Annotated in this window: 22 protein-coding genes and 4 pseudogenes; 11 read left to right on the top strand and 15 right to left on the bottom strand. The window is 68.7% G+C overall.

From position 1 onward, the window contains the following. Window positions 1–186 precede the first annotated feature (186 nt). Window positions 187–342, bottom strand: a complete 156-nt coding sequence (locus ABS735_RS23095; RefSeq protein WP_373900672.1) for a hypothetical protein — start codon at window positions 340–342, stop codon at window positions 187–189. Window positions 343–637: 295 nt separating this feature from the next. Between ABS735_RS23095 and ABS735_RS23100 the strand changes: the two genes are divergently transcribed. The 4 genes from ABS735_RS23100 to ABS735_RS23115 all read left to right on the top strand — a co-directional run bounded on the left by ABS735_RS23100 (window position 638) and on the right by ABS735_RS23115 (window position 2,129). After that, window positions 638–979, top strand: a complete 342-nt coding sequence (locus ABS735_RS23100) for a hypothetical protein (protein ID WP_373900671.1) — start codon at window positions 638–640, stop codon at window positions 977–979. A gap of 184 nt (window positions 980–1,163) precedes the next feature. Further along, window positions 1,164–1,430, top strand: coding sequence for a hypothetical protein (locus tag ABS735_RS23105; protein WP_373900670.1), 267 nt, complete (start codon window positions 1,164–1,166; stop codon window positions 1,428–1,430). Beyond that, complete coding sequence (locus ABS735_RS23110; RefSeq protein WP_373900669.1) at window positions 1,427–1,759, top strand: STAS domain-containing protein; 333 nt, start codon at window positions 1,427–1,429, stop codon at window positions 1,757–1,759. The genes ABS735_RS23105 and ABS735_RS23110 overlap by 4 nt, the downstream gene beginning before the upstream one ends. 166 nt (window positions 1,760–1,925) lie before the next feature. After that, window positions 1,926–2,129, top strand: a complete 204-nt coding sequence (locus ABS735_RS23115; protein WP_373900668.1) for a cold-shock protein — start codon at window positions 1,926–1,928, stop codon at window positions 2,127–2,129. 193 nt (window positions 2,130–2,322) lie between these two features. Here ABS735_RS23115 and ABS735_RS23120 read toward each other — a convergent pair whose 3' ends face one another. Continuing rightward, entirely contained in the window at window positions 2,323–2,994 is a 672-nt protein-coding gene (locus ABS735_RS23120) for a hypothetical protein (RefSeq protein WP_373900667.1), read from the bottom strand. Between the two features lie 126 nt (window positions 2,995–3,120). On the opposite strand from ABS735_RS23120, the gene ABS735_RS23125 reads away from it, so the two are divergent. Together ABS735_RS23125 and ABS735_RS23130 are read left to right on the top strand one after the other, a co-directional pair. Next, entirely contained in the window at window positions 3,121–3,354 is a 234-nt protein-coding gene (locus ABS735_RS23125; protein WP_373900666.1) for a DUF5133 domain-containing protein, read from the top strand. A 57-nt stretch (window positions 3,355–3,411) separates the two neighbouring features. After that, entirely contained in the window at window positions 3,412–3,603 is a 192-nt protein-coding gene (locus ABS735_RS23130) for a hypothetical protein (RefSeq protein ID WP_373900665.1), read from the top strand. A gap of 124 nt (window positions 3,604–3,727) precedes the next feature. Here ABS735_RS23130 and ABS735_RS23135 read toward each other — a convergent pair. From ABS735_RS23135 to ABS735_RS23155, 5 genes and pseudogenes are all read right to left on the bottom strand, one after another. Then, window positions 3,728–3,988 (bottom strand): annotated as a pseudogene (locus tag ABS735_RS23135) (ANTAR domain-containing protein); the annotation flags it as partial. Window positions 3,989–4,022: 34 nt separating this feature from the next. Further along, entirely contained in the window at window positions 4,023–4,442 is a 420-nt protein-coding gene (locus ABS735_RS23140; protein ID WP_373900664.1) for a CBS domain-containing protein, read from the bottom strand. 1,355 nt (window positions 4,443–5,797) lie between these two features. Next, window positions 5,798–6,483 (bottom strand): annotated as a pseudogene (locus ABS735_RS23145) (GAF and ANTAR domain-containing protein). Window positions 6,484–6,550: 67 nt separating this feature from the next. Next, window positions 6,551–6,742: a hypothetical protein gene (locus ABS735_RS23150; protein WP_373900663.1), complete on the bottom strand. Its 192-nt coding sequence runs from the start codon at window positions 6,740–6,742 to the stop codon at window positions 6,551–6,553. 168 nt (window positions 6,743–6,910) lie between these two features. Beyond that, the gene (locus ABS735_RS23155; protein WP_373900662.1) at window positions 6,911–8,122 is read right to left on the bottom strand and encodes a cytochrome P450; all 1,212 of its coding nucleotides are present in this window, start codon (window positions 8,120–8,122) and stop codon (window positions 6,911–6,913) included. Between the two features lie 410 nt (window positions 8,123–8,532). On the opposite strand from ABS735_RS23155, the gene ABS735_RS23160 reads away from it, so the two are divergent. Then, window positions 8,533–8,847 (top strand): DMT family transporter, encoded by a 315-nt coding sequence (locus tag ABS735_RS23160; protein ID WP_373900661.1) that lies wholly within the window; start codon window positions 8,533–8,535, stop codon window positions 8,845–8,847. A 94-nt stretch (window positions 8,848–8,941) separates the two neighbouring features. Here ABS735_RS23160 and ABS735_RS23165 read toward each other — a convergent pair whose 3' ends face one another. The 5 genes from ABS735_RS23165 to ABS735_RS23185 all read right to left on the bottom strand — a co-directional run bounded on the left by ABS735_RS23165 (window position 8,942) and on the right by ABS735_RS23185 (window position 13,803). Next, a complete protein-coding gene (locus tag ABS735_RS23165; protein WP_373900660.1) occupies window positions 8,942–10,186 on the bottom strand; it encodes a CapA family protein in 1,245 nt (414 codons plus the stop codon). A 73-nt stretch (window positions 10,187–10,259) separates the two neighbouring features. Next, a complete protein-coding gene (locus tag ABS735_RS23170; RefSeq protein WP_373900659.1) occupies window positions 10,260–10,814 on the bottom strand; it encodes a hypothetical protein in 555 nt (184 codons plus the stop codon). 278 nt (window positions 10,815–11,092) lie between these two features. Beyond that, window positions 11,093–12,124, bottom strand: a complete 1,032-nt coding sequence (locus tag ABS735_RS23175; protein WP_373900658.1) for an NAD(P)/FAD-dependent oxidoreductase — start codon at window positions 12,122–12,124, stop codon at window positions 11,093–11,095. Continuing rightward, a complete protein-coding gene (locus ABS735_RS23180) occupies window positions 12,121–12,636 on the bottom strand; it encodes an isoprenylcysteine carboxyl methyltransferase family protein (RefSeq protein WP_373900657.1) in 516 nt (171 codons plus the stop codon). Before ABS735_RS23180 ends, ABS735_RS23175 begins: the two co-directional genes overlap by 4 nt. Before the next feature lie 9 nt (window positions 12,637–12,645). Continuing rightward, a complete protein-coding gene (locus ABS735_RS23185) occupies window positions 12,646–13,803 on the bottom strand; it encodes a type III polyketide synthase (protein WP_373900656.1) in 1,158 nt (385 codons plus the stop codon). A 7-nt stretch (window positions 13,804–13,810) separates the two neighbouring features. Here ABS735_RS23185 and ABS735_RS23190 point away from each other — a divergent pair, with 7 nt between their 5' ends. Then, window positions 13,811–14,713 (top strand): UbiA family prenyltransferase, encoded by a 903-nt coding sequence (locus ABS735_RS23190; RefSeq protein ID WP_373901269.1) that lies wholly within the window; start codon window positions 13,811–13,813, stop codon window positions 14,711–14,713. Between the two features lie 368 nt (window positions 14,714–15,081). Here the strand turns inward: ABS735_RS23190 and ABS735_RS23195 are convergent, their stop codons facing one another. Beyond that, window positions 15,082–15,465, bottom strand: a complete 384-nt coding sequence (locus ABS735_RS23195; protein WP_373900655.1) for an NAD(P)-binding domain-containing protein — start codon at window positions 15,463–15,465, stop codon at window positions 15,082–15,084. Between the two features lie 226 nt (window positions 15,466–15,691). Between ABS735_RS23195 and ABS735_RS23200 the strand changes: the two genes are divergently transcribed. Further along, complete coding sequence (locus ABS735_RS23200; RefSeq protein WP_373900653.1) at window positions 15,692–16,120, top strand: DUF2267 domain-containing protein; 429 nt, start codon at window positions 15,692–15,694, stop codon at window positions 16,118–16,120. A 302-nt stretch (window positions 16,121–16,422) separates the two neighbouring features. Here the strand turns inward: ABS735_RS23200 and ABS735_RS23205 are convergent, their stop codons facing one another. After that, entirely contained in the window at window positions 16,423–16,821 is a 399-nt protein-coding gene (locus ABS735_RS23205; protein WP_373900652.1) for an aldehyde dehydrogenase family protein, read from the bottom strand. Window positions 16,822–17,092: 271 nt separating this feature from the next. Here ABS735_RS23205 and ABS735_RS23210 point away from each other — a divergent pair. Both ABS735_RS23210 and ABS735_RS23215 read left to right on the top strand, forming a co-directional pair. Further along, window positions 17,093–17,346: pseudogene (locus ABS735_RS23210) on the top strand (helix-turn-helix domain-containing protein); the annotation flags it as partial. Window positions 17,347–17,550: 204 nt separating this feature from the next. Further along, window positions 17,551–17,943 (top strand): annotated as a pseudogene (locus ABS735_RS23215) (transposase family protein); the annotation flags it as partial. Window positions 17,944–18,176: 233 nt separating this feature from the next. Here the strand turns inward: ABS735_RS23215 and ABS735_RS23220 are convergent. Continuing rightward, on the bottom strand, window positions 18,177–19,034 hold the full coding sequence (locus ABS735_RS23220; RefSeq protein ID WP_373900651.1) for an endonuclease/exonuclease/phosphatase family protein: 858 nt from the start codon (window positions 19,032–19,034) through the stop codon (window positions 18,177–18,179). Window positions 19,035–19,123: the final 89 nt, after the last annotated feature.

The following is a 19,123-nucleotide window of genomic DNA, read 5'->3' on the forward strand; positions in this document are numbered from 1 at the left end:
GGCCAGCAGGACGGACTGCGCCCGGCCTAGATGCACGGGCCGGAGCGCTGCCCCCGACTCCGTTTCGGAGACAATCCCGACCTCGGGCAGACAACTTCTCGATGGGCTCCCGCCCACGAGTAGCGTGAACACCGCGAGAGCCGGTCACACCAGCCCTTTGACCTGCGACTTCAGGTTGGCGGAAGCTCAGTGAAGTCGCCGGCCTCCTGCTGACCGCCGGGCGACGGCGATGAGGTCGGGGCCGTGGTAGTCGCCGGGCCGGGTGTGGGCGCGCTCGATGAACGGGCTGACCCTGATGGCGATGTCCTGAGCGCTCCCGGGGCCCAGGGTTCCCCCAGCCACCCACAGCACGTCAGCGGCTGTCGCCTGCAACCCCGGACGGCGGCCTCGGAGGGTCTGGGGCAAGGGAAGCTGACGGGTGTCTGGCCTGACCCGGTCCCGGCATAAGTCAGCTATGAAGCGATCCATACCCCTGATCACTGCCGCAGCCGCTGCCTTCCTGGCCGTCAGCGGCTGTTCCGACGGCGGCGGCTCCGCCAACTACGACACGTCTGCGGCCACACCGTCACCCACGCCAACATCTGGGAAGCGATCGTTCCCGGCGCCAAGTCCGAGCCCGACCCCGAAAGGCGTCGGCGTGGAGGACCTCGCCGGGGGCTGGACGCCGATCGGTACGAACGACGGCGTCTACACCCTCCTCATCGACAAATCCGGAGACGCCGACTCGGTCGGCAGCCCCGGCCCCTACTCCCCTGGGGGAGACAAAGAACTCTGCTTCGGCTCCGTCAAGGGAAGAGGCGAGTTCCAGATGAAGCTGGACTGCCACAGCCTCGACGACCTGAAAGGTCCCGGGCGCGCGTACCGGGGCACAGCCACTGTCGGGACTCCGACGCCGGAGAGTTCCATCAGGGGCTGCGACAAAGGGCCGGGCGTTCTGGTCATCACGTGGGAGGACGGAAATCGGGAAGCCCTGTGCTGAATCGGCGAGGCATGAGTACCGCGCACCGAGCCGAGTATCCATCGGGTCTCGCAGCCGGCAGTACGACATTGCAACCGCTGCTACGCCCGGCGTCGGGGGCCTGTTCATCGTCCGCGATCAGGTCAGCAGCGAGGGCTTGGTGTCAAAGCGTTTGGCCCCGCCCAGGCGGGTCAGGCGCTCTTGTATGGACGATGAGTCGGAGCTCGAGCGTGTGAGGGCGGCGGTCGTCCTGTACTGCGCCAAGCTGGAGCGAATGCCGGCCGAGGCCCGGTTGCGGCTGGCGGCCGGTCTGCGTGAGGAGCTGGACCCGTTGCACGCGAAGGCCCTGGACGGTGCGATGGCGGAGGCGTCCGGTCGTGGGTGGGCTCTTCGGCGGATCGGTGCCGCGGCCGGTCTGTCCCACGAGAAGGTGCGCTACTGGCTGGCTGGGTCAGCGTGGAGGGCGTCGTGAGGGACCAGGATTTCAGGGTCGGCCGCCGGGAGGACGCCGGGCGCGTGGTGATCACAGTGGCGGGCGAGATCGACCTGGGCACTGCTCCGCGGCTGCGTGATGCTCTCGATGATGCGCTGACCTGCGGAGTGCACCGCGTCGAGGTGGACTTTTCCGGCGTTCGGTTCTGCGACTGCTCCGGTCTGGGCGTGCTACTGCGCGCCCGGGCGCAGGCGCGTGACGCCGGTGTCGTCTTCGGCGTCGCTCAGGTCCAGGCGCCGGTCGTCGGGCGGCTCTTCCACCTTACGCAGACCGCTTCCGCGCTCGGCGTCAGCGGGCGTGCGGCGTAACGCGCCGGGCGCGGGGCCGTCGCCTGCGAGGAGGGGCGGTGGCGGCGTAGCAGCCGGATGGGCGGGCCGGTACGGGGTAGGAAGTCTGGTGGCTCCTGTTGTCGCAGGGGCCGGAGCACGTCCGGCTGACGGGCTGTTCCCGGGTATGAGCGAAGGATCGAGCAGTATGGCCAGCGGCACCGTGAAGTGGTTCAACAGCGAGAAGGGCTACGGCTTCATCGAGCAGGACGGCGGGGGCCCTGACGTCTTCGCGCACTACTCGGAGATCAAGGGCAACGGGTTTCGCGAGCTCGTCGAAGGTGAGCACGTCACCTTCGAGATCGGGCAGGGACAGAAGGGGCCGCAGGCGCAGAACATCGTCCGCGGCTGACCGGACGATACGAGCACAGGGGGCGGGGGGCGGCTGCCAGTCCGGCAGCCACCCCCCTGCCTGCAGGACCGGAGAGGCTCGGTGCTGTTCCACAGAGCAGCGGCGCGGGAGCCCTGCGCCGCTGCTTCCTGTATAGCCGCTGGGGCAGGGCCCGCAGTACATGGGGCCGTCCGGGGGCGTGTCGCAGGGGAGGTCACCACCAGTCGCTTCCCTCGGTCAGACCCACGGGTACGCGGATGACGAGCGTGATGGCCAGTCCGAGGCCGAACATCCACTCGTTGCTGTGGTTTCCTTCGCTGACCTCGCCGGTCAGCTGGGGCTTCACCCGCCCGTGAGGGTCGTAAGTGAGGTCGATGCGCTTTCCCGCGTCGGCGAGCCGCTCGGTGCGGGTCATCGCGCGGGGCCCGGCGGCGGCGTCGCAGTCCAGAGCGTGGTCGTAGTAGGTCGTGGTGGTGGTGTGTGTCATCCCATCCGAGTCGGTGTACGTGCTCGTCTCCACCCGGACGTCCACCTCGGTCACCGTGCACGTCGTCGCCTCGCCCCGCGACCTGAGCGCCGCCTCGTCCACCATCCCCGCAACCCCGAGGCAGGCGAGGAGAAGGGGGACGCCGCTGAAGAACGCCAGCACGTTGTCGTAGAAGACGCCGGAGAAGAACGCCCCGGCGCAGGCGATGAGGACGATCCCCCCGCCGACCAGCTCGCTCGGCCAGCCGTCGGGGCCGTAAGCCGCCAGGAGACTTCCCCCGGCCGCAGCCCCCAACGCGAGCAGCGGCACTCCCACCGCTAAAGCGAGCTCGAAGCACCGCTCCCGCCAACTGAACACGTGCGCCCCCCGATTCCCGGCCCAGATACCCAGGGTATGCACGAGGGTGCTGTACGTGTTCAGGTCAGAGCGCTGTGGTGGTCTGTGAGGCTTGAGGGGCGAAGAATCGGGTAGCTGAGGGGTCGGCCTTGCTCGGGCCGTGTGGCGGTGTGGAAGGAGATCTTCCTGATGTTGATGGCCCACCCCGCGGTGCTGCGGGACTTGATCGAGCAGTATGAAACTCTTCAGGCGCTGCAGGTCCGCGACGCGGACAGCGCTCGGGTGCGGCAGCGGATGGAGGACGTCGCCTACACGCTGTGTGTGTCCACCGGCACCCGTGAGATCGATACGGCTCTCCTCGCGGCCCGCCGTCAGCTGTCCGGCGCCCGGCCCGAGCACGGCGCGGTCCTGCACGGCAGCTGAGCTCTTTCCCTTGGCCACGCCCGTGACGCCCAGCAGAAACGGACGGACCCCCACCACGTGAATACCGCTGACAGCGCCACTGCGCCGATCTACGACCGGTTGATAGCCGAACGCGGTGACGCCGTCGCAGTGGCCTCGCAGACGGCAGAGCAGACCCGGCGTGCAACCGCCGAGGTCCTGGACTTCGGCGCGTTGGGCACCGGTCTCGGCACGGCGGGCGCGGCTGGCGACGAGGACAGCAAGGAGTAGAGGGCGGACCGCCCCGCTTGTTCATGGCGGGCCCGGTGCGCGGTGGCGGGTTCGCAAGAGCTGGCCCAGCGCCTGGCGTATCGGCCGGCAGAGGGTGGCCAGCGGCGGTGTCGATTAGTTTCCGGGCCACGGTGTGCAGTTTGACGTTGCTGTGCTGGGAGAGGGCCACCAGTACCTGCCAGGCCTGCTCCGGTGTGCAGCGGCCGACCGCCATGATCACGCCACGGGCCTGGTCGATCACCGGCCGGAATTCGAGCGCGTGGCGCGGCTGCGCGGCTTCCGTACGCAGCCGTTCCAGCCCCGCGTCCGGCCGCGGACCGGACGGGGTCCGCGGCGTCGTCGGCAGAGTGGTTGCCTGTCGCAGCCGTTCGCCTAACCCGGCCAGGCCCCGGTATGCCCGCGCGCCGCCGGTCCTGGTGTTACGTGTTGGGGTCGGCGGCGCTGATGTCGCCCAGGGCGGAGCCGGGGTCGCGTTCCACGGCCAGGTCGCCCAGCGCGACGATACCGACCGGCCGGCCGTTGTCGACGACCGGCAGCCTGCGCAGCGCCTTGGACCGCATCAGCTGCACCGCCCGGTCAACGTCATCGTCCGGGGCGACGGCCACCACCTCGCTGCTGCACGCCTCTCCCACGGTGCGACCCGAGACGTCCCCGCCGTCGGCGAGGATCCGCACGGTCAGGTCCCGGTCGGTGACCAGGCCCCGCAGCTGACCGCTGTCGGTCACCAGCACCGCGCCAATACTCTCGTTCCGCATCCGGGCGGCGACCTGCTGCACCGGCGTGCCGGGCTCGACCGTGACCGGGTCGGCGGTCATGACCTCGCGTACCTGCTGAGCCACTGCTTCTCCTTCTGGGCAGCATCCGAACGAGACCGCTTCCGGCCCCGTCCAGAGCGGATACCACCAGCGAGGTGCCCGCCTCCCGCGCCGGGAGAATCTTCGCCCGCACGGGCGCCATCCGCCTGGGGCGAGAGCGTTCCCGGCGCGCCGGCCGGCCGACGGGATATGTGCCCGGCACATCGCCGGGAGAAGCGGGCGCCCGGGACACGTGACGACAGCCCTGACCCCGGGCTGCGGAAGTCAGAGCCGTCCCACGCCACCCCAAGTGAGGACCAAGGAGCGTGTCACACACCTCAACACCACCAGCCGGCCAAAGGTCACGGCATCGGCAGACCCCAATGAGCGGGTGATTCCGGTCGTGCCGCCGTTCCTGGCTCCGGCTTCACGGGGCGCGCCGTGGACACGTCCTCCAAGCGTGCTCCCACCGAGGCCGTACGGCGAGCGGGGGCAGCAGGCCCGGCCGGGGAGAAGAAGTCGGCCACCCCGGCCGAGCCCGACACGGCCGCACATTGGATGGTGAGGACCCGCACGAGCCGCGTTCCTCCACGCTAGAGGGCGCCGGCAGAAGCGCTCGGCAGGAAGCCCGTGAGCAGGCCATCAGGGTGAGGCCATGGGCCAGCACAGCCGAGTCGTCTGCGTGGAGGTGGCCGCTCATATCCGCCAGATCGGCTGAACCAGTCGGCAGCTCTGGCTCACAGCCGTGGTCACGACTCGTACGGTCGCCTCTCCAGCACGGCGCCGGTTTCCCGGCCTGCCGAGACGACGCCGACGCCCGGAAAGATCCTTTGCCGCAGCGTCAACCCAGCCAAAGCCGAGAGCTCTTGGCGTCCTATTGCCCGCCGACGGGTCTGTGCTCAGCCCGGCTCTCTCCCGCAGTTCATCCCCTTGGCCGGGAGGGCCACCTCCTGGTCGGCCGTACGGGGTGGAGACGTACCGGACGACGCCGCAGCCAGCCTCACCCGGGTGACGTCTGCCGACATCGGCTAGGCACTGGATTCTGTCCCGCCTCACTCCGCCCGTGCTGACGTCGGACGGGATGATAACTGAGGCACCATCCGTGGTGGCTCCTGGCCCAACGGGGAGGAAGGCCAGGGGACCGCCTGCCATGACAAGAGGGACTCTGGGGGGCGGTCCCGGCCCAACGCCGGGAGGAACCGGGGACCACAGCAGCGGAGCACGCCAGTGTCACCTGAGACAACGGCTGTCACCAGGCATAGTCACGCCCTGCGGGCGTTGACACAACGTCGCGGGGGACTCTGCCTCCAGGCGGGGCGGCGGCGTTCCCCCGGGTGCTGCTCCCGCTCAGGCTCCCCCGGTCCAGACAACGGGCCGGGGGAACCGCCCCGTCGCAGGTCCTACATGGTGCCCGTCTCGCACACCCGGCGGGCGACCTCGCGGAGTTTGACGTTGTGGTCCTGGGAGTAGCGGCGCAGTACGTCGAAGGCCTGCTTCTCGGTGAGGCGGCGGCTGCCCATGAGGATGCCCATCGCTTCGCCGATGGTGTGCCGGGTGGCGACGGCCTGGTTCATCTGGGCGTGGGCGCGGGCCCCGGCCAGAGCGACGGCGGCATGGGAGGCTAGCAGCCAGCCGGCGGTCTCGCTGTTCTCGGTGAAGGCGCCGGGCTTGCGGGAGTACAGGTTCAGGGCGCCGAGTTCTTCGTCCTCGGTGTAGAGCAGGAAGCCCATCATGCTGCCCACTCCCAGGTCGTGGGCCTGGGGTGCGAAGGCGGGCCAGCGGGGCTGTTCCTGAGTAAAGTCCGTGATCCGGTAGACGCGCTCCCCCATCTTGGTCCGGGCGGCATCGAAGCACGGCCCCTCGCCCAGCCTTCCTGCAACCGGTCGCTGTCGACGACCAGTTGCCCGGTGGAGGCCAGAGAGTCCACCTTCTTACCGCTCAGGACGAGGATGCCGGACTCGTCACAGCCCTCCACCAACTCGGTGGCCGCCGAGGTGATCCTCTCCAGCGTGGCCTCCACCGACTCCTGCGCCAGCAGATCCCGCGCCAGCGACGCCATCTGCTGCGCGAACCCACGCCAGTCCATACCCTCCTCCCGCGCCCCGGAGAAAACCGAGGCCACATGCCCAGCGTCCCACACGGTGATCCGCCCGTCACCACACCCGCATCCACACCGCGTACGATGCCTGTCGGGCCGCCCGGTGGCAAAAGACGACCTGGCGGACCTCGTCGGGCAGGCCGAGGAAGGGCACGAACTCGTTCCAGGCCCGCTGCCAGGTGCCGGCGATCGAGGAGTAGTGCTCCTCGTTGACGGCGGTGTAGACGGGCTTGAGGTCGCGGGCCACCTTGGCCCAGTCGCGGCGCGAGGCATGCGCAGGCTGGCGCGGATGAGGTGGACCACGCAGATCTGCACCACGGTCCGGAGTCAGACGGTGTTCACCGCGTCAGGCACGGCACTCACCCCGTCGCAAACTCGACGGTACGGGTTGTGTCTACTCCTTGCTCGTGCGGGTTCACCAGCGCAGTGGCAGTTCGTCGACTCCGTAGACGACCATGTGGTCGCGGAAGGACAGTTCCTGAAGCGGCCGGTCCAGGTACAGGGTGGGGAACTTCTTGAAGATCGCTGGGTAGGCGAGTTGGAGTTCCAGGCGTGCCAGGTTCTGGCCGAGGCATTGGTGGATGCCGACGCCGAAGGCGTGGTGGCCGCGGGCCGAGCGGGTGATGTCGAGCCGGTCTGGGTTGTCGAAGACGTCGGGGTCGCGGTTGGCTGTGTCGCCTGCGCAGATGACCGCGTCTCCGGCGCGGATGAGGTGCTCGCCGATGGGAATGTCCTCAACGGCCACGCGGCGTCGGCCCATCTGGACGACGGTCAGGTAGCGCAGGAGTTCCTCGACCGCGCGGGTGACGACTTCCTGGCCGCCGTCGCGTACTGCGGCCACCTGGTCAGGGTGTTCCAGCAGCGCGAGGACGCCGAGGCTGACCATGTGGGCGGTGGATTCGTGGCCGCTCACCAGCAGTAGCCGCACCTGCTTGCCGCATTCCTCGGGCGTGATGAGCCCGTGGGCGAGGTAGCGGGTGGCCAGGTCGCTGAGCAGGTCCTCTGCGGGGTCGGCGAGTTTGGCGGTGACGGCATCGATGAGGTAGTCGACCAGCTGCTTGGATGCGGCGCTGCCCTCTTCGGCGCTGACGGTGTTGTTCAGGAGCACAGCGGTGGCGCGCTGGAAGAACGCGTGGTCGGAGTAGGGGACGCCGAGCAGTTCGCAGATGACCTTGGAAGCGAGAGGCAGCGCGAAGTCGGTGACGAGGTCGGCCGGCGGCCCGGTCTGCTCCATGCCGTCCAGCAGATCGGCGATGACCTTTTCGATCTGCGGGCGAAGACCTCGAAGGCGTTTCACGCAGAAGGCGTGCGTGTGGCGGGCGAGGTCTTTTTGGTGTGCGGGGTCGTCCATCGTGATGAACGTCCGGTTCTCACTCAGTGTCGCGCCGAGGCTGGGGCTGACGTCCGGGTAGTTAGGTAGCCGGTTGTCGGCGCTCAACCGGGGGTCACGCAGCAGTGCCGCCTGGTCGGCATGTCGGGTCACCAGCCACGCGGTGGCGCCGTTCCAGATCCTCACACGGGAGATGGGCTCCTCCCGCAGCAGCCGCAGCCGCTGCGGCGGGGGATCGAACGGGCAGTTCGCAGCCCGCTCGGTGCTGAACAAGGGCACGCCTGACGACTCGGGCACAGCGGTCTCCTTCGAATGATCAAGCGGTGACCGGTACCGAGTGAACAGCACGCTTGCCGGAGCACACCAGCAGACACAAGGGCGCGGCGGACGACGCCCGGCCGACGGAGTAAGCCCTCCGCGCGCCGGCGCACGCCCGGACGGTATGGAAGGGATGGAGGGTGTGTAGGCGCCGATGAGTACGATCACCGCGGTCTTCGCCGAGCCGATGAACATGGAGAACGCGGGAGCCGCCTGCGACTTCGTGCGGTGTGTGCGCCGGGCGCGGCGCCGTACCCCAGTTGGTCCAGACAGGGCGGGGAGACTCGGATCAGGGTGCTACGTTCACGAGAGGATCACTGGCGCAACATCGTGCTGAGCAAAGGTCCACGTGGCACTGCTGCTGCAACTTCTCGCGGAGGTACGCCATTATGGCGTGGATCGTCCTGTTCATCTCCGGGGTCATGGAAACCGTCTGGGCGTCGGCCATGGACGCCTCCCACGGGTTCACCAGGCCACGGCCGGTCGCCCTGTTCGTCGTCGCCTTGGCGCTGAGCATGCTCGGTCTGGCCTACGCCATGCGTTCCATCCCCATCGGCACGTCCTACGCCATCTGGGTCGGCATCGGAGCCGTTGGCACTGCCCTGTACGGCATGGTCTTCCACGGCGACTCCGCCTCCGTCGCACGCCTGCTGTGCCTGGTCGCCATCATCGGTGGAGTGGTGGGGCTCAAGTTCCTGCACTGACACCCGGCCAGCCATGACCGCGGGCTTCGTGAGCAGGTCTGCCAGGGGATCTATCGGCTGGCGTGTACGGACGGGTGGTACGTGGCGGTCATGGTCAGTTCTCGTCTTCGCCGCGCTGGTTGCTGGTCCACTCGGTGAGCTGGCGCTGGTATTCGGCGGTGATCGCACGCGGTGATCTACTCGTCGCAGTGCCGCAGCAGGAGCTGGGCGGTGGTCTCTGTCCGGATGCTTCACCGGCCGGTCCGCTTCCGTGGGACAGGACGAGCGTGCCGTCGGATTGGAGAGCCACGCCGACGCCCTCGCTGATCCTCGCAAGCGCCGTGCGCAGCCAGGCGCGGTCCTCACCCGGCGCCAGCTCCAGCCTCATCCTCCGGGCCCGCAGGGGCACCATGCGCACGGTGGCCAGCCGGCCGGTGTCGGCCGCCACCGATACGAAGTAGGCGAGGCGAAGGTCGCCGCGGTACTCCTCGTAGCCGGAGATGCCCTCGTAGTCGTCGACGAAGTCTCCGCAGCCGTGCAGTATCAGCCGGCCGCGGTACACCTCGATGGGGCGGGGGTGGTGCGAGGAGTGCCCGTGGACGACGTCGACGCCGCCGTCCACCAGGGCGCGGGCGAAGCGGGTCTGATCTTGGGGTACGTGGTAGCCCCAGTTGGACCCCCAGTGCACGGACACGACCACGACATCCCCCGGTTCTTTGGCCCACTGCACGCGTTGGACCAGGTCGTCGGCCGCTGCCGCCGTCGGCTCGGGAACGTAGGCGACTCCGGCCTGTTCCGCGGTCGCCGCCCAGCTCGGCGGAATTCCGCTGGAGGACATACCGATGGCGAACACCAGGACGCGGGAGGACCGTTCGACGGGAATCACGGCGGGTGCAAATGACGCCGCGGCGTCACGGCCGGCACCGGCCGTCCGAAGACCCACTCGGGTCAAGGCATCGAGCGTCTCCGCCAGGCCGCGGCGGCCGAAGTCGAGGACGTGATTGTTGGCCAGCACGCACACGTCGGGCCGGACCGTCGACAGGGCGGGCAGGTTGGCCGGGTGCATCCGGTAGTGGACCGCCTTGCCGTGCGTGAACTCACCCTGCTTGGTGATCGCAGTCTCCACGTTAAGAATTCGGACGTCCGGATCTGCCCGCTCCAGTACGTCCAGTGCCTCACCCCACGGCCATGCCGGGCTGACGGGTGTGGGAATCGGGCCATTGGCCTGTTCTGCCAGCCGCACGTATGACCGCGCATCCCGCACATGCTCCTCCCGCAGCTCAGGGTCGCCGGGATGGCGAAGGATCTGGTCGACGCCGCGCCCGAGCATCACGTCACCGCAGAGGAACAGCATCACCATGCTGGTGCCCGTGTCACCACCGTAGGGCGGGCGCCTCGTTCGTCACTCCGGTCCTTGCCGTCTCCCGAAACGTTCATGCTCCCGTCCATTCCGTGTCCCCGGTGAGGAACCGGTCGAACTGCTCGGCCTGCTGGTACATCGCAGGAGAAGCGTCCTGCTCAGCCAGGGCAGTCAGCAACCGGTCGATCACGTCACGACGACGACAGCCCTCGACTTCGACCCGCAAACCGGCAGCCTCAGCCTCGACCCGCCGGACCGCGTCTCCGAGATCGGCCAGCACTCCGGGCGAAGCAGCCGTACGCAGCCGGGGGAAGACTTCTGATTCCTTGCCCTCGCCATGGCGGCGGATCCGAACGAGCAGCCGCCGAACGAGGGGATCGAATTCGCCGCTGTTCGTATCGGTGAACTCCAAGTCCTTCATCGTCTCCTCGGCGCGCAGTAGGTCCGTGGCCTCCTGCTGCACGAGCCAGTCGGCATCGTCGGGCACATAGCGGCGAACGGCGTGATGCAGATGGCGCTCCACCGCTGCCGCATGGCACGCCAAGGTGACCGCAGCCCCCTTGAGGCGCTCCCTGCGGCGGGGCTCGCCAGCAGGCAGCTCCAAAACCTCAGTGAGCGCACGTTGCATCTCTCGGTGCTGCTCCCTCACCACCGTGACGACGTCTCTACGATCTCGCATGTCACTGCTCCGCTCACTTGAGCGTCTTGAGCGTTCACTGCGGATCGGCTGCTTATGAGCCAACCCAGTCGCCGGCCCGCATGTCGCGGGCCTGCGGCGCGTCACCGCTGTGTCCGGGTTCCCGCCGCCATCCGAGGCACGCATGACGGGCAGAGCGTCGATCTTGCCTTGATCAGTGGCTTTGAGCTGAACGCACGGATCGTGACCGTACAGGCACGGAGAAGGCCTCATGCCAGTGCGTTCACCGCGGCGGCGAAGAGGTGTGGCAGACGTTCGGCCGTGGGCACGATGCGCGACGCGAGCGCGGGCTTCTGCCGGGCACGCACCAGAAGCTCCGTCAGAAGTCGGTGGCGGCGAGTAACGCGGACCCAGTCGGCCTCATAGCGGCCCGGTGTACCGCGGCGCACGTTGCCGACCAGGGCTTGGGCGCCGGTGAGGGCCAGAGAAATGCCTTCGCCGGTCAGCGCGTCGATGTATCCGGCAGCGTCGCCGACGAACAGAACTCGCCCGTGGCATCGGGCGAGTGCCTTCTGACGGAGCGGTCCCGCGCCTCGTACCGGGGTAACGGCCGTTTCCGCAGGGAGGCGGGCCGCCAGCTCGGGGAAGTGCTCCAGCTGGGTGGCGAAGGGTGCCCGCTGGCCGGTCAGCAGGGCGATGCCGACGAGTTCGGGGCCGAGGGGGGTGACGTACGCTTCCCCGTGCGCTCCCCAGTACACCTCGACATACGCAGACCACGGGGGCACGGCGTAGTGTCGGCGCAGCCCGTATCTGGGTGTCCCTCGGGACTCGACTCGCAGGCCGAGGGAGCGGCGCACCGGCGAGTGCAGGCCGTCTGCGGCCACCAGCCACCGAGCGCGCAGGCCCGTGCCGGGCACGGTCACACCGGTGGAGTCCTGCCGTACTTCTTCCACCCGCAGGGGCAGTACGGGCACTCCCGCCTCGGACACCGCCTGGTGCAGGGCGCTGTGCAGGTGGGTGCGGCGCGCACCGAGGCCGGGGCCGTGCCGGAACGCCGCCTGAACCCGACGGGACCCCTGGACGTAGCGGATGCCGGTGAGGGGATGGCCGGCTACCTGCAGGCCGAGGGCGGCGAGGGCGCGGACGGCGCCGGGCATCAAGCCCTCACCACACGCTTTGTCGATCGGCGCCTGACGTGGCTCGGCCACGACGGTGTCGAGACCGGCGCGCGCGGCATGCAGAGCGGTCGCGAGGCCGGCGGGACCGCCTCCGACGATCAGCAGGTCGTGGCCACCGCTCATGCGGGCAGCACTTGGGTGAGGGCTGCGTTCTCGCAGCGGATACGGACCGTGAGCAGCGCCGCGTTGGCGAGGGTGAACGCCGTCGCGGTCAGCCATGCGGAGTGCACCAGGGGCAGTGCGGCGATCTCCACCACGACGGCGACGTAGTTGGGGTGGCGTAGGAAGCGGTAAGGGCCGGCGCCGACCAGTCGCGCCCCGGGAACGACGATGACACGGGTGTTCCAGTACGGCCCGAGCGTGGTGACGCACCACCAGCGCAGTGCCTGCGCGAGGAGCACCAACACCAACATCGGCCATCCCAGGGTGGGCAGAAACGACCGGTGGGTGAGCACGGATTCGAGGAGGCAGCATACGAGCAGGCCTGTGTGCAGGACGACCATGACCGGATAATGACCGCGGCCGTGCTCCAGACCGGCCCGGGCCAGGGTCCAGGCCGCGTTGCGCCGGGCGATGACCAGTTCGACGACCCGTTCCGCGGCGACGGCGAGGATGAGAAGCGTGTACCAGAGCATGGAGGCCACTCACCAGCGCAGCAGGACGAGCTCGGAGCAGAACCCCGGGCCCATCGCCATCAGTACTCCCCAGGTACCCGGCTTGGGCCAACCGGACTCCCGGATGTTCTGCAGTGTGTGCAGGACGGAGACGGACGACATGTTTCCCACTGTCGCGAGTGAGCGCCACGCGGTTTCCAGGGCCTTGGCGGGCAGGCCGAGGGTCTCGGTCACGGCGGAAAGCACCTTGGGGCCTCCCGGATGGCATACCCAGGTCCTGATGTCGTCGGTGGTGAGGCCATGGTCGGCCAGAAACGCACGCAGGTCCCGGCCGAAGTGGTTTCGTACGATGCCCGGGATGTCGGCACCGATCACGACGCGGAACCCGCTCGCGCCGATGTTCCACCCCAGGATCTCTTCGGTGTCCGGATACAGGCGGCTGCGCGTGGCGACTACCGAGGGTCCTGCGGAGACCGGCCCGTCGCCGCCGATAGCGATACCACTGCTGGCGTTGCCGCGTGCGACGAGAGCAGCCGCACCGTCACCGAACAGAGCGCCGGCGATGAGGTTGGCGGGAGAGTCGTCGTGTTGCTGGAGTGTCAGCGAGCACAGCTCGACGGTGAGCAGCACCGCGGTGTCGTCGGGGTGCCCGCGCAGGTAGTCGTGCAGCCGGGCGAGTCCGGCGGCGCCCGCCACGCAGCCCAGGCCGAACACCGGAAGCCTTTTGACGTCGGGGCGCAGCCCCACGCGCCCGGCCAGACGGGCGTCGAGCGACGGGGCGGCGATGCCGGTGATGGATGCGCACACCAGTAGGTCGACGTCGGCCGGCTCGAGCCCCGCCTCCTTCAGCGCGCCGGTGAGAGCTTCCTCGCACAGGTCGAGGCCGACCGCCATCCACGCGTCGTTGCTCCTCCCGAAGTCCCCTAGGTCGGCGTACCGCTCGATCGGCAGGGCGAGATGGCGCGTGCGCACACCGGAGGAGGCGTGCAGACGGCGCAGCACAGCGCGGTCGGCCCCCGGGGGAAGACACAGGTCGCCCATCGCTTCGGTGAGGTCGTCCTGGGCGTAACGGTGCGGCGGCAGTGCGGTGCGGACGGCGGCGATCGTGGTCGCGGTGGCGGGTACGCCCGCCTCGCGCGGCGCAGCGGGCGGGACAGGGGCGTCATCGACGATCACAGGGACACGCATGTCGATGATGTCTTCCTCGACCTGGACGCCCGATTACCGTGCATGCGTGGCTATCCACCCTTCCGGGCCTCTCTCACGCACGACACACCGTGTCCCGGCGCTGCTGCGGTCCTGCCATCCGGAGCCGGCGGTCGCCGTAACGGTGTTCACCACCGCGCTGGCCATGGCGACGGGCCGCGGGCTGGCGGGTTCAGCGGCGGTAGCCGTTGCCGTGCTGGCCGGCCAGCTCTCGGTGGGCTGGTGCAACGACGCGGTCGACGCACAACGCGACATGGTCTGCGGGCGCCGCGACAAGCCGGTGGCCAGTGGCGATCTCCCTCCCCGGACAGTGGCCGTCGCCGCTGGTGCGGCCCTGGGGCTGTGCGTACCGCTGTCGCTGTTGAGCGGCGCTGCCGCGGGAGCTGCACACCTGGGGGGCATGGTGGTAGCCGGTTGGGCCTACAACCTTCGTTTGAAACACACCGTGCTCTCCCCGCTGCCCTATGCCGTGGGCTTCGGCTCGCTGCCCGCCTTCGTCACCCTCGGTCTGCCGTCGCCGTCTTGGCCCGCCTGGTGGGCCGTGACCGCGGGGGCGCTGCTGGGCGTGGGTGCGCACCTGGTTAACGTCCTTCCCGACATCGAGGACGATCTCACCACCGGTGTGCGCGGCCTGCCGCAGCGACTGGGCCGGCCGGTCTGCAGGCGGCTCGCCCCGCTCCTGATGCTCGCGGCTGTGGGCGTGCTCGTCGCCGGGCCGCCGGGACCGGTAGGGGCGCTGGGCTGGACGCTGACGGCGGCGGCCGGGACGGTCGCCGTCCTGGGCACGGCTGCATCCACGGAGACCCGAAACCGGTGGCCGTTCCGGGCAGCCATTGTGGTGGCGGGCATGGCCGTGGCCCAGGTCCTGCTGCGAGGGCCGGCCATGGTCTGACCCTGACCGCGCGGCGCGGCACGTCTCCAGATCACGAAACCGCCGGGCGTGACCTGGCTTGGGGCGTGGTGGACTGATCACCTAATCGCGTCGGGTTTTCGGGACCTGTCGGCTTCGCAGCGCCGACGACGAATGACGAATATCGTGAGCCGACGTTCGGGCTCCGATATCTAAGGGCCCGGTCATAGACAGGGAGCACTCCCTCGATCAGCGCCTCCGGCCGCGGAAAACCTTGCAGGCGGCCCGCAACCGTGAGCTCAACTGCTCGGCGGAGAACTCCGCGGTTTAGAGACGTCGCTGCCGAGTTGATGTTTGCGACCACCCCCCACGGTGGCCGGCGTCCACCGGGTCGAAGCCGATGTCGGGGATCAGACCGGGCACGATGCCCTTGGCTTCCTCGTCGTCCCCGGAGGTCGGGATGGCGAGCCGTTCCGGATCCCCCGCAGGACGGCCGCGGTCGCGCAGGTTCTCCTATACATCGCGTTGAAAGTTTTCACGATGTTCCCGCTGATCGCGGCCAGAACCTTCTCGCTAGAGGTGGTTGAATCGTCGTCGAGCTCCACATCCCGGCCGTCGCGTTCCGGGTAGCAGTTGCAGGTGTCCATGACGACCTTGTCGCGCAAATCGGCCTCTGGCAGCTGACCAATGTGTCCGCAGGGAATGGTTACGACGACCAGCTCACCGAACCGGGCGGCATCCTGCGCGGTAGCCGCTTCGACCGGAGCATCAACGCCCGCGACCAGACCCGCCACGGCCGGGAGGGCGAAAGGTCCCACTCCCGACAGCGGCGCCACCAGAGGTCATGAGCGGGTAGCCCACCCCGGCACCGGCAAACGCACCGCCACCTGCCGGGCGAGACACTCTGCCGACCCTGCTCACGGAACGTCCTGTACAGCGGCGCACCTCCGGGGTACTCGCTCATGTGCCCAGCCGTCGAAGACACCCGACGGACCGTCCATGAGGAAGGAAACCCACCTCATGCAGCATGACGAGATGATCGGAAAGGTGCAGGCCCTGAGCCAGCTGCCAGGCCGGGGGCCGGCCGAGCGGGCGACACAGGCCGTGCTGACCACCCTGGCCGAACGGCTTCCGTCCGGGCTCGCCGACCATATGGCCGCCCAGCTTCCACCGGAACTGGCCGCTTCCGTCCGGCAGGTGACGGCATCCTCAGCCGACGGGCCTTCGAACGCCGCCTCGGCTGAGCGCTTCGACCTGGCCGCGTTCACCGGGCGGATCGCCGGTCGCGCCGGAACGGACGAGGATGTGGCCGTACGCGAGGCTGCCGCCGTGCTGGAGGTGCTCGACGCCGCGCTCGCTCCGGAGCTCATGGAGAACGTGGCCGGGGCACTGCCCGCGGACATCCGCGAACTGCTGCCCGCAGGCCGCGCCACCGAGGACGCGGACTGAGACGTCCAAGAAGGATGGGAAACGACTCTCAGGCCGTGGCCGACGGCTGGCCCGGCGCCCTCAGCGACCCGGTTGCCGGTTTCCGTCCCCCGGTTCGGCTTCGGTATTCGGCGAGAAGCCGATTCGTCACGCCGGCCAGCTCCACTCGCTGAGATCGACCGATCGACGCCGGTGCGCGCCGCAGCTCACGCAGAATCTCGTCACGGCGCCGGACGTAGCCGCTGCAAGGCCGACCGCTGGAGGACATGCCGCACAGCGGCGCGTCTCACCGCACGTATCAGGCTCGAACCGCTCCGAAGACATCAATAGCGGAACTCGCGAGGTGCGTGCTGAAGACTCACCCAGTGATGGGTGGTGTACTCGTCCACCACCCAATCGGCACCGGAGCGTCCGAGTCCGGATGCCTTCTCGCCACCGAAGGCGACGTGGGCGTCGTCGTGGACGGTGGTGTCGTTGATGTGGGTCGTTCCCGCCTGCGTATGAAGGGCGAACCGCAGGCCTCGCTCGGCATTCTGGGTGTAGACGCCACTGGACAAGCCGTACACGGTGTCGTTGGCGAGGCGGAGGGCATCGTCCTCGCCGTCCGCTTTGCTGATGGTCGCGACCGGGCCGAAGACCTCCTGCCCTCGAGGTGATGACGGTGTTGTCGCCGAGCAGAACTTGCGGCAGCAGGACCTGGCCGGTGGGACCGGTCGGGTCACCGGTAAGGACGAGTTCTGCCCTCACCGACCGCGCGGGCCACCTTTTCCCAGATAGATTCCAGCTGCTTGGTGTTGATCATCGGCCCCAACTGGGTGTCGAGGTCCCGTAGGTCAACCACAGCTCAGCGCCTCGGCGCCCGCGACGAACGCGCGTCATGGAAAGCCGGGTCCACAATGACGCAATTGGTGGCCATGCACACCTGAAGGACGACGTCGTGCTCCGCGGGCAGCTTGTTGGCGGCCTTCCGGTCCAGGTCCAGAACCATCTTGACGCTGCAGCCCGCCCCAGCGCGCGATGGTGGCACTGGTGCACCTGCGCGAACACGTCATCCTCGCGCAGATCGCTGCCGGGTTCGGGATCAGCGAGTCTACCGCCCACGCCTACACCGACGCGGTCATCCACCTGCTCGCCGAACGAGCACCGGGTCTACTGAACTACACGAACACGACCCCGACTTCGTTCTGCTGGAGGGCACGCTCGCCGAGTGCGACCGGGTCGGTGACGGACGGGCCGGCTACTCCCACTGTGAGGATGGTGGCTGTGTCGTTCTGTCCGGGCTTGACTCGTACTCTCACTGGCCGCTTGTGCCTTGCGCTTGATCTGTCCGTCCGGCTGGAGCGACACGTACCTGCACTGGCCGGCAGAGCGTGTCCCGATAGGGGCCTTGGCCTTGAAGGCACCGTCACAGTTCTGACCGCTCCTCCGACCGGCGCCGACTATCGGTACGTCGTCGGCATGGCGTGAACGTGCAGGTGGTCACCGATCCGGACGGCCAACTGCTGTGGCTCTCACCTGCGCTGCCGGGCCGGTGGCACGACCTGACCGCCGCGCGCACCCGCCGGATCATCCGCATCTGCGGACGCCAGGGCGTCCCCATCCTGGCCGATCTCGCCTACCAAGGCGGCGGTCCCTCGCTGACCACGGACATCAAACGCAGTCCCCTGCAGGAACTCACCCCCACCGAGAAGACCGCCAACCGGGCCCTGTCCGCGGCACGGGCCCCGGTCGAACGCGGCCTCGCCCGCATGAAGTCCTGGCGGATCTTCCGCAGGTCCCGTTGCAGCCCCAACCGCATGTCGTCAATCGTCAAAGCCGTCCTCACGCTGGAGCGGCAACGCTGAAGAAGCTCAGTCAGTCCTTCGTCTACGCCCAGCGCAGCGCGTCGACGACCGGGTGCCCGGAGGACAGCGACGGATACCCTTCAAACGCCTCGCACGCGGCGGGCACCACGGCGCCGGTCGACGCTCGCCCACCAAGAATCGGCATGATCTCCCCACGGAGGAAGACGTCGCCTAGCGACGGAAACCGCCAGGACGCGGGCGGCTTCGCAGGCTTCCGGGTTGGAACAAGAATCTCAGGCACCGTCGGACGGCAGTTGATCAGGGCACCACTGCTGCCGAGTACCGTTCCAACGGCCTGGCGGATGATCGGGAAGCGACAGGTCGGCTACCAGTCCGTAGTGATCACTCGCGTACACGCCGTTCACCGGTCGCGCCAAGACTCGTTGGCAGGAGGTGACGCGCAGAGTGGGTCCATAGGGGCCGCAGCGGAGCATGATGTAGTCGATGCGGCGATCCGCCGCCTCGGGCATGTCCCCCTGCTGGACAAGGGGGTTCCCGGAACTGAAAGTGGGGCCCTGTTCGCAGGGGTGCACAGTCGACCAGGTGTCCTGGAAGCAGACACTTACTCCTTCCAGCGACTGCAGCCCCTGAAGGAACCGCATGCTCGCTGCCTGCGGTGTCGCATCGAAGTCTCCCAGTAGAACCGTGTGACGCAGCGAGCGTTCAGCCGCGGCGCTTTCGGCAAGGCGGGCCGCCACGAGTGCTTGCATTTCCCGCTCGCGCTCCCAGCCGTAGGGCCAGCTCGGCTTGTGGTGCACCACCAGGACGGTGCCCAGGGGTTCCGGAAAGGGAAGCTCGGCAGCGAGGACACCACACCAGTCGGTGTGCGCCGTCCGCTCGGTCACCTCCAAGAGGTCCGATACTGTGCGCCCGAAAGCTAGCCGGGCCGCCAATACGGCTCCCACGCCCTCAGCGGACCAGCGTGGGTGCGGAAGCACGTGCCAGCCGCTGCGTTCAAGGCCCTGTGCGTCCTCGCGCGTCACCTCCTGGAGGGCGAGCACGTCCGGCCGCAGGCGCCTCAGCTCCTCCGCGAGGACCGCCCGCCGACTCGAGCCGTCGGCATACGACGGTGCCAGGACGTTCATGGTCATCAACCGCATGCCACGGGCAACCTCACTCACTATTTCAGCGTGGCACATCACAAGCCGAGTCATCGGTGGCCGATCAGGGTGACGAAGCC

The sequence above is a fragment of the Streptomyces sp. MMCC 100 genome (assembly GCF_041538145.2).
GTDB lineage: Bacteria > Actinomycetota > Actinomycetes > Streptomycetales > Streptomycetaceae > Streptomyces.

What these genes read in the sequence shown, in the direction of transcription:
- ABS735_RS23105 (WP_373900670.1), top strand. Translation starts at nt 1,164, where the DNA reads ATGGACGATGAGTCGGAGCTCGAGCGTGTGAGGGCGGCGGTCGTCCTG.
- ABS735_RS23115 (WP_373900668.1), top strand. Translation starts at nt 1,926, where the DNA reads ATGGCCAGCGGCACCGTGAAGTGGTTCAACAGCGAGAAGGGCTACGGC.
- ABS735_RS23125 (WP_373900666.1), top strand. Translation starts at nt 3,121, where the DNA reads ATGTTGATGGCCCACCCCGCGGTGCTGCGGGACTTGATCGAGCAGTAT.
- ABS735_RS23160 (WP_373900661.1), top strand. Translation starts at nt 8,533, where the DNA reads ATGGCGTGGATCGTCCTGTTCATCTCCGGGGTCATGGAAACCGTCTGG.
- ABS735_RS23165 (WP_373900660.1), bottom strand. Translation starts at nt 10,186, where the DNA reads ATGGTGATGCTGTTCCTCTGCGGTGACGTGATGCTCGGGCGCGGCGTC.
- ABS735_RS23170 (WP_373900659.1), bottom strand. Translation starts at nt 10,814, where the DNA reads ATGCAACGTGCGCTCACTGAGGTTTTGGAGCTGCCTGCTGGCGAGCCC.
- ABS735_RS23175 (WP_373900658.1), bottom strand. Translation starts at nt 12,124, where the DNA reads ATGAGCGGTGGCCACGACCTGCTGATCGTCGGAGGCGGTCCCGCCGGC.
- ABS735_RS23180 (WP_373900657.1), bottom strand. Translation starts at nt 12,636, where the DNA reads ATGCTCTGGTACACGCTTCTCATCCTCGCCGTCGCCGCGGAACGGGTC.
- ABS735_RS23185 (WP_373900656.1), bottom strand. Translation starts at nt 13,803, where the DNA reads ATGCGTGTCCCTGTGATCGTCGATGACGCCCCTGTCCCGCCCGCTGCG.
- ABS735_RS23190 (WP_373901269.1), top strand. Translation starts at nt 13,811, where the DNA reads ATGTCTTCCTCGACCTGGACGCCCGATTACCGTGCATGCGTGGCTATC.
- ABS735_RS23200 (WP_373900653.1), top strand. Translation starts at nt 15,692, where the DNA reads ATGCAGCATGACGAGATGATCGGAAAGGTGCAGGCCCTGAGCCAGCTG.
- ABS735_RS23220 (WP_373900651.1), bottom strand. Translation starts at nt 19,034, where the DNA reads ATGACCATGAACGTCCTGGCACCGTCGTATGCCGACGGCTCGAGTCGG.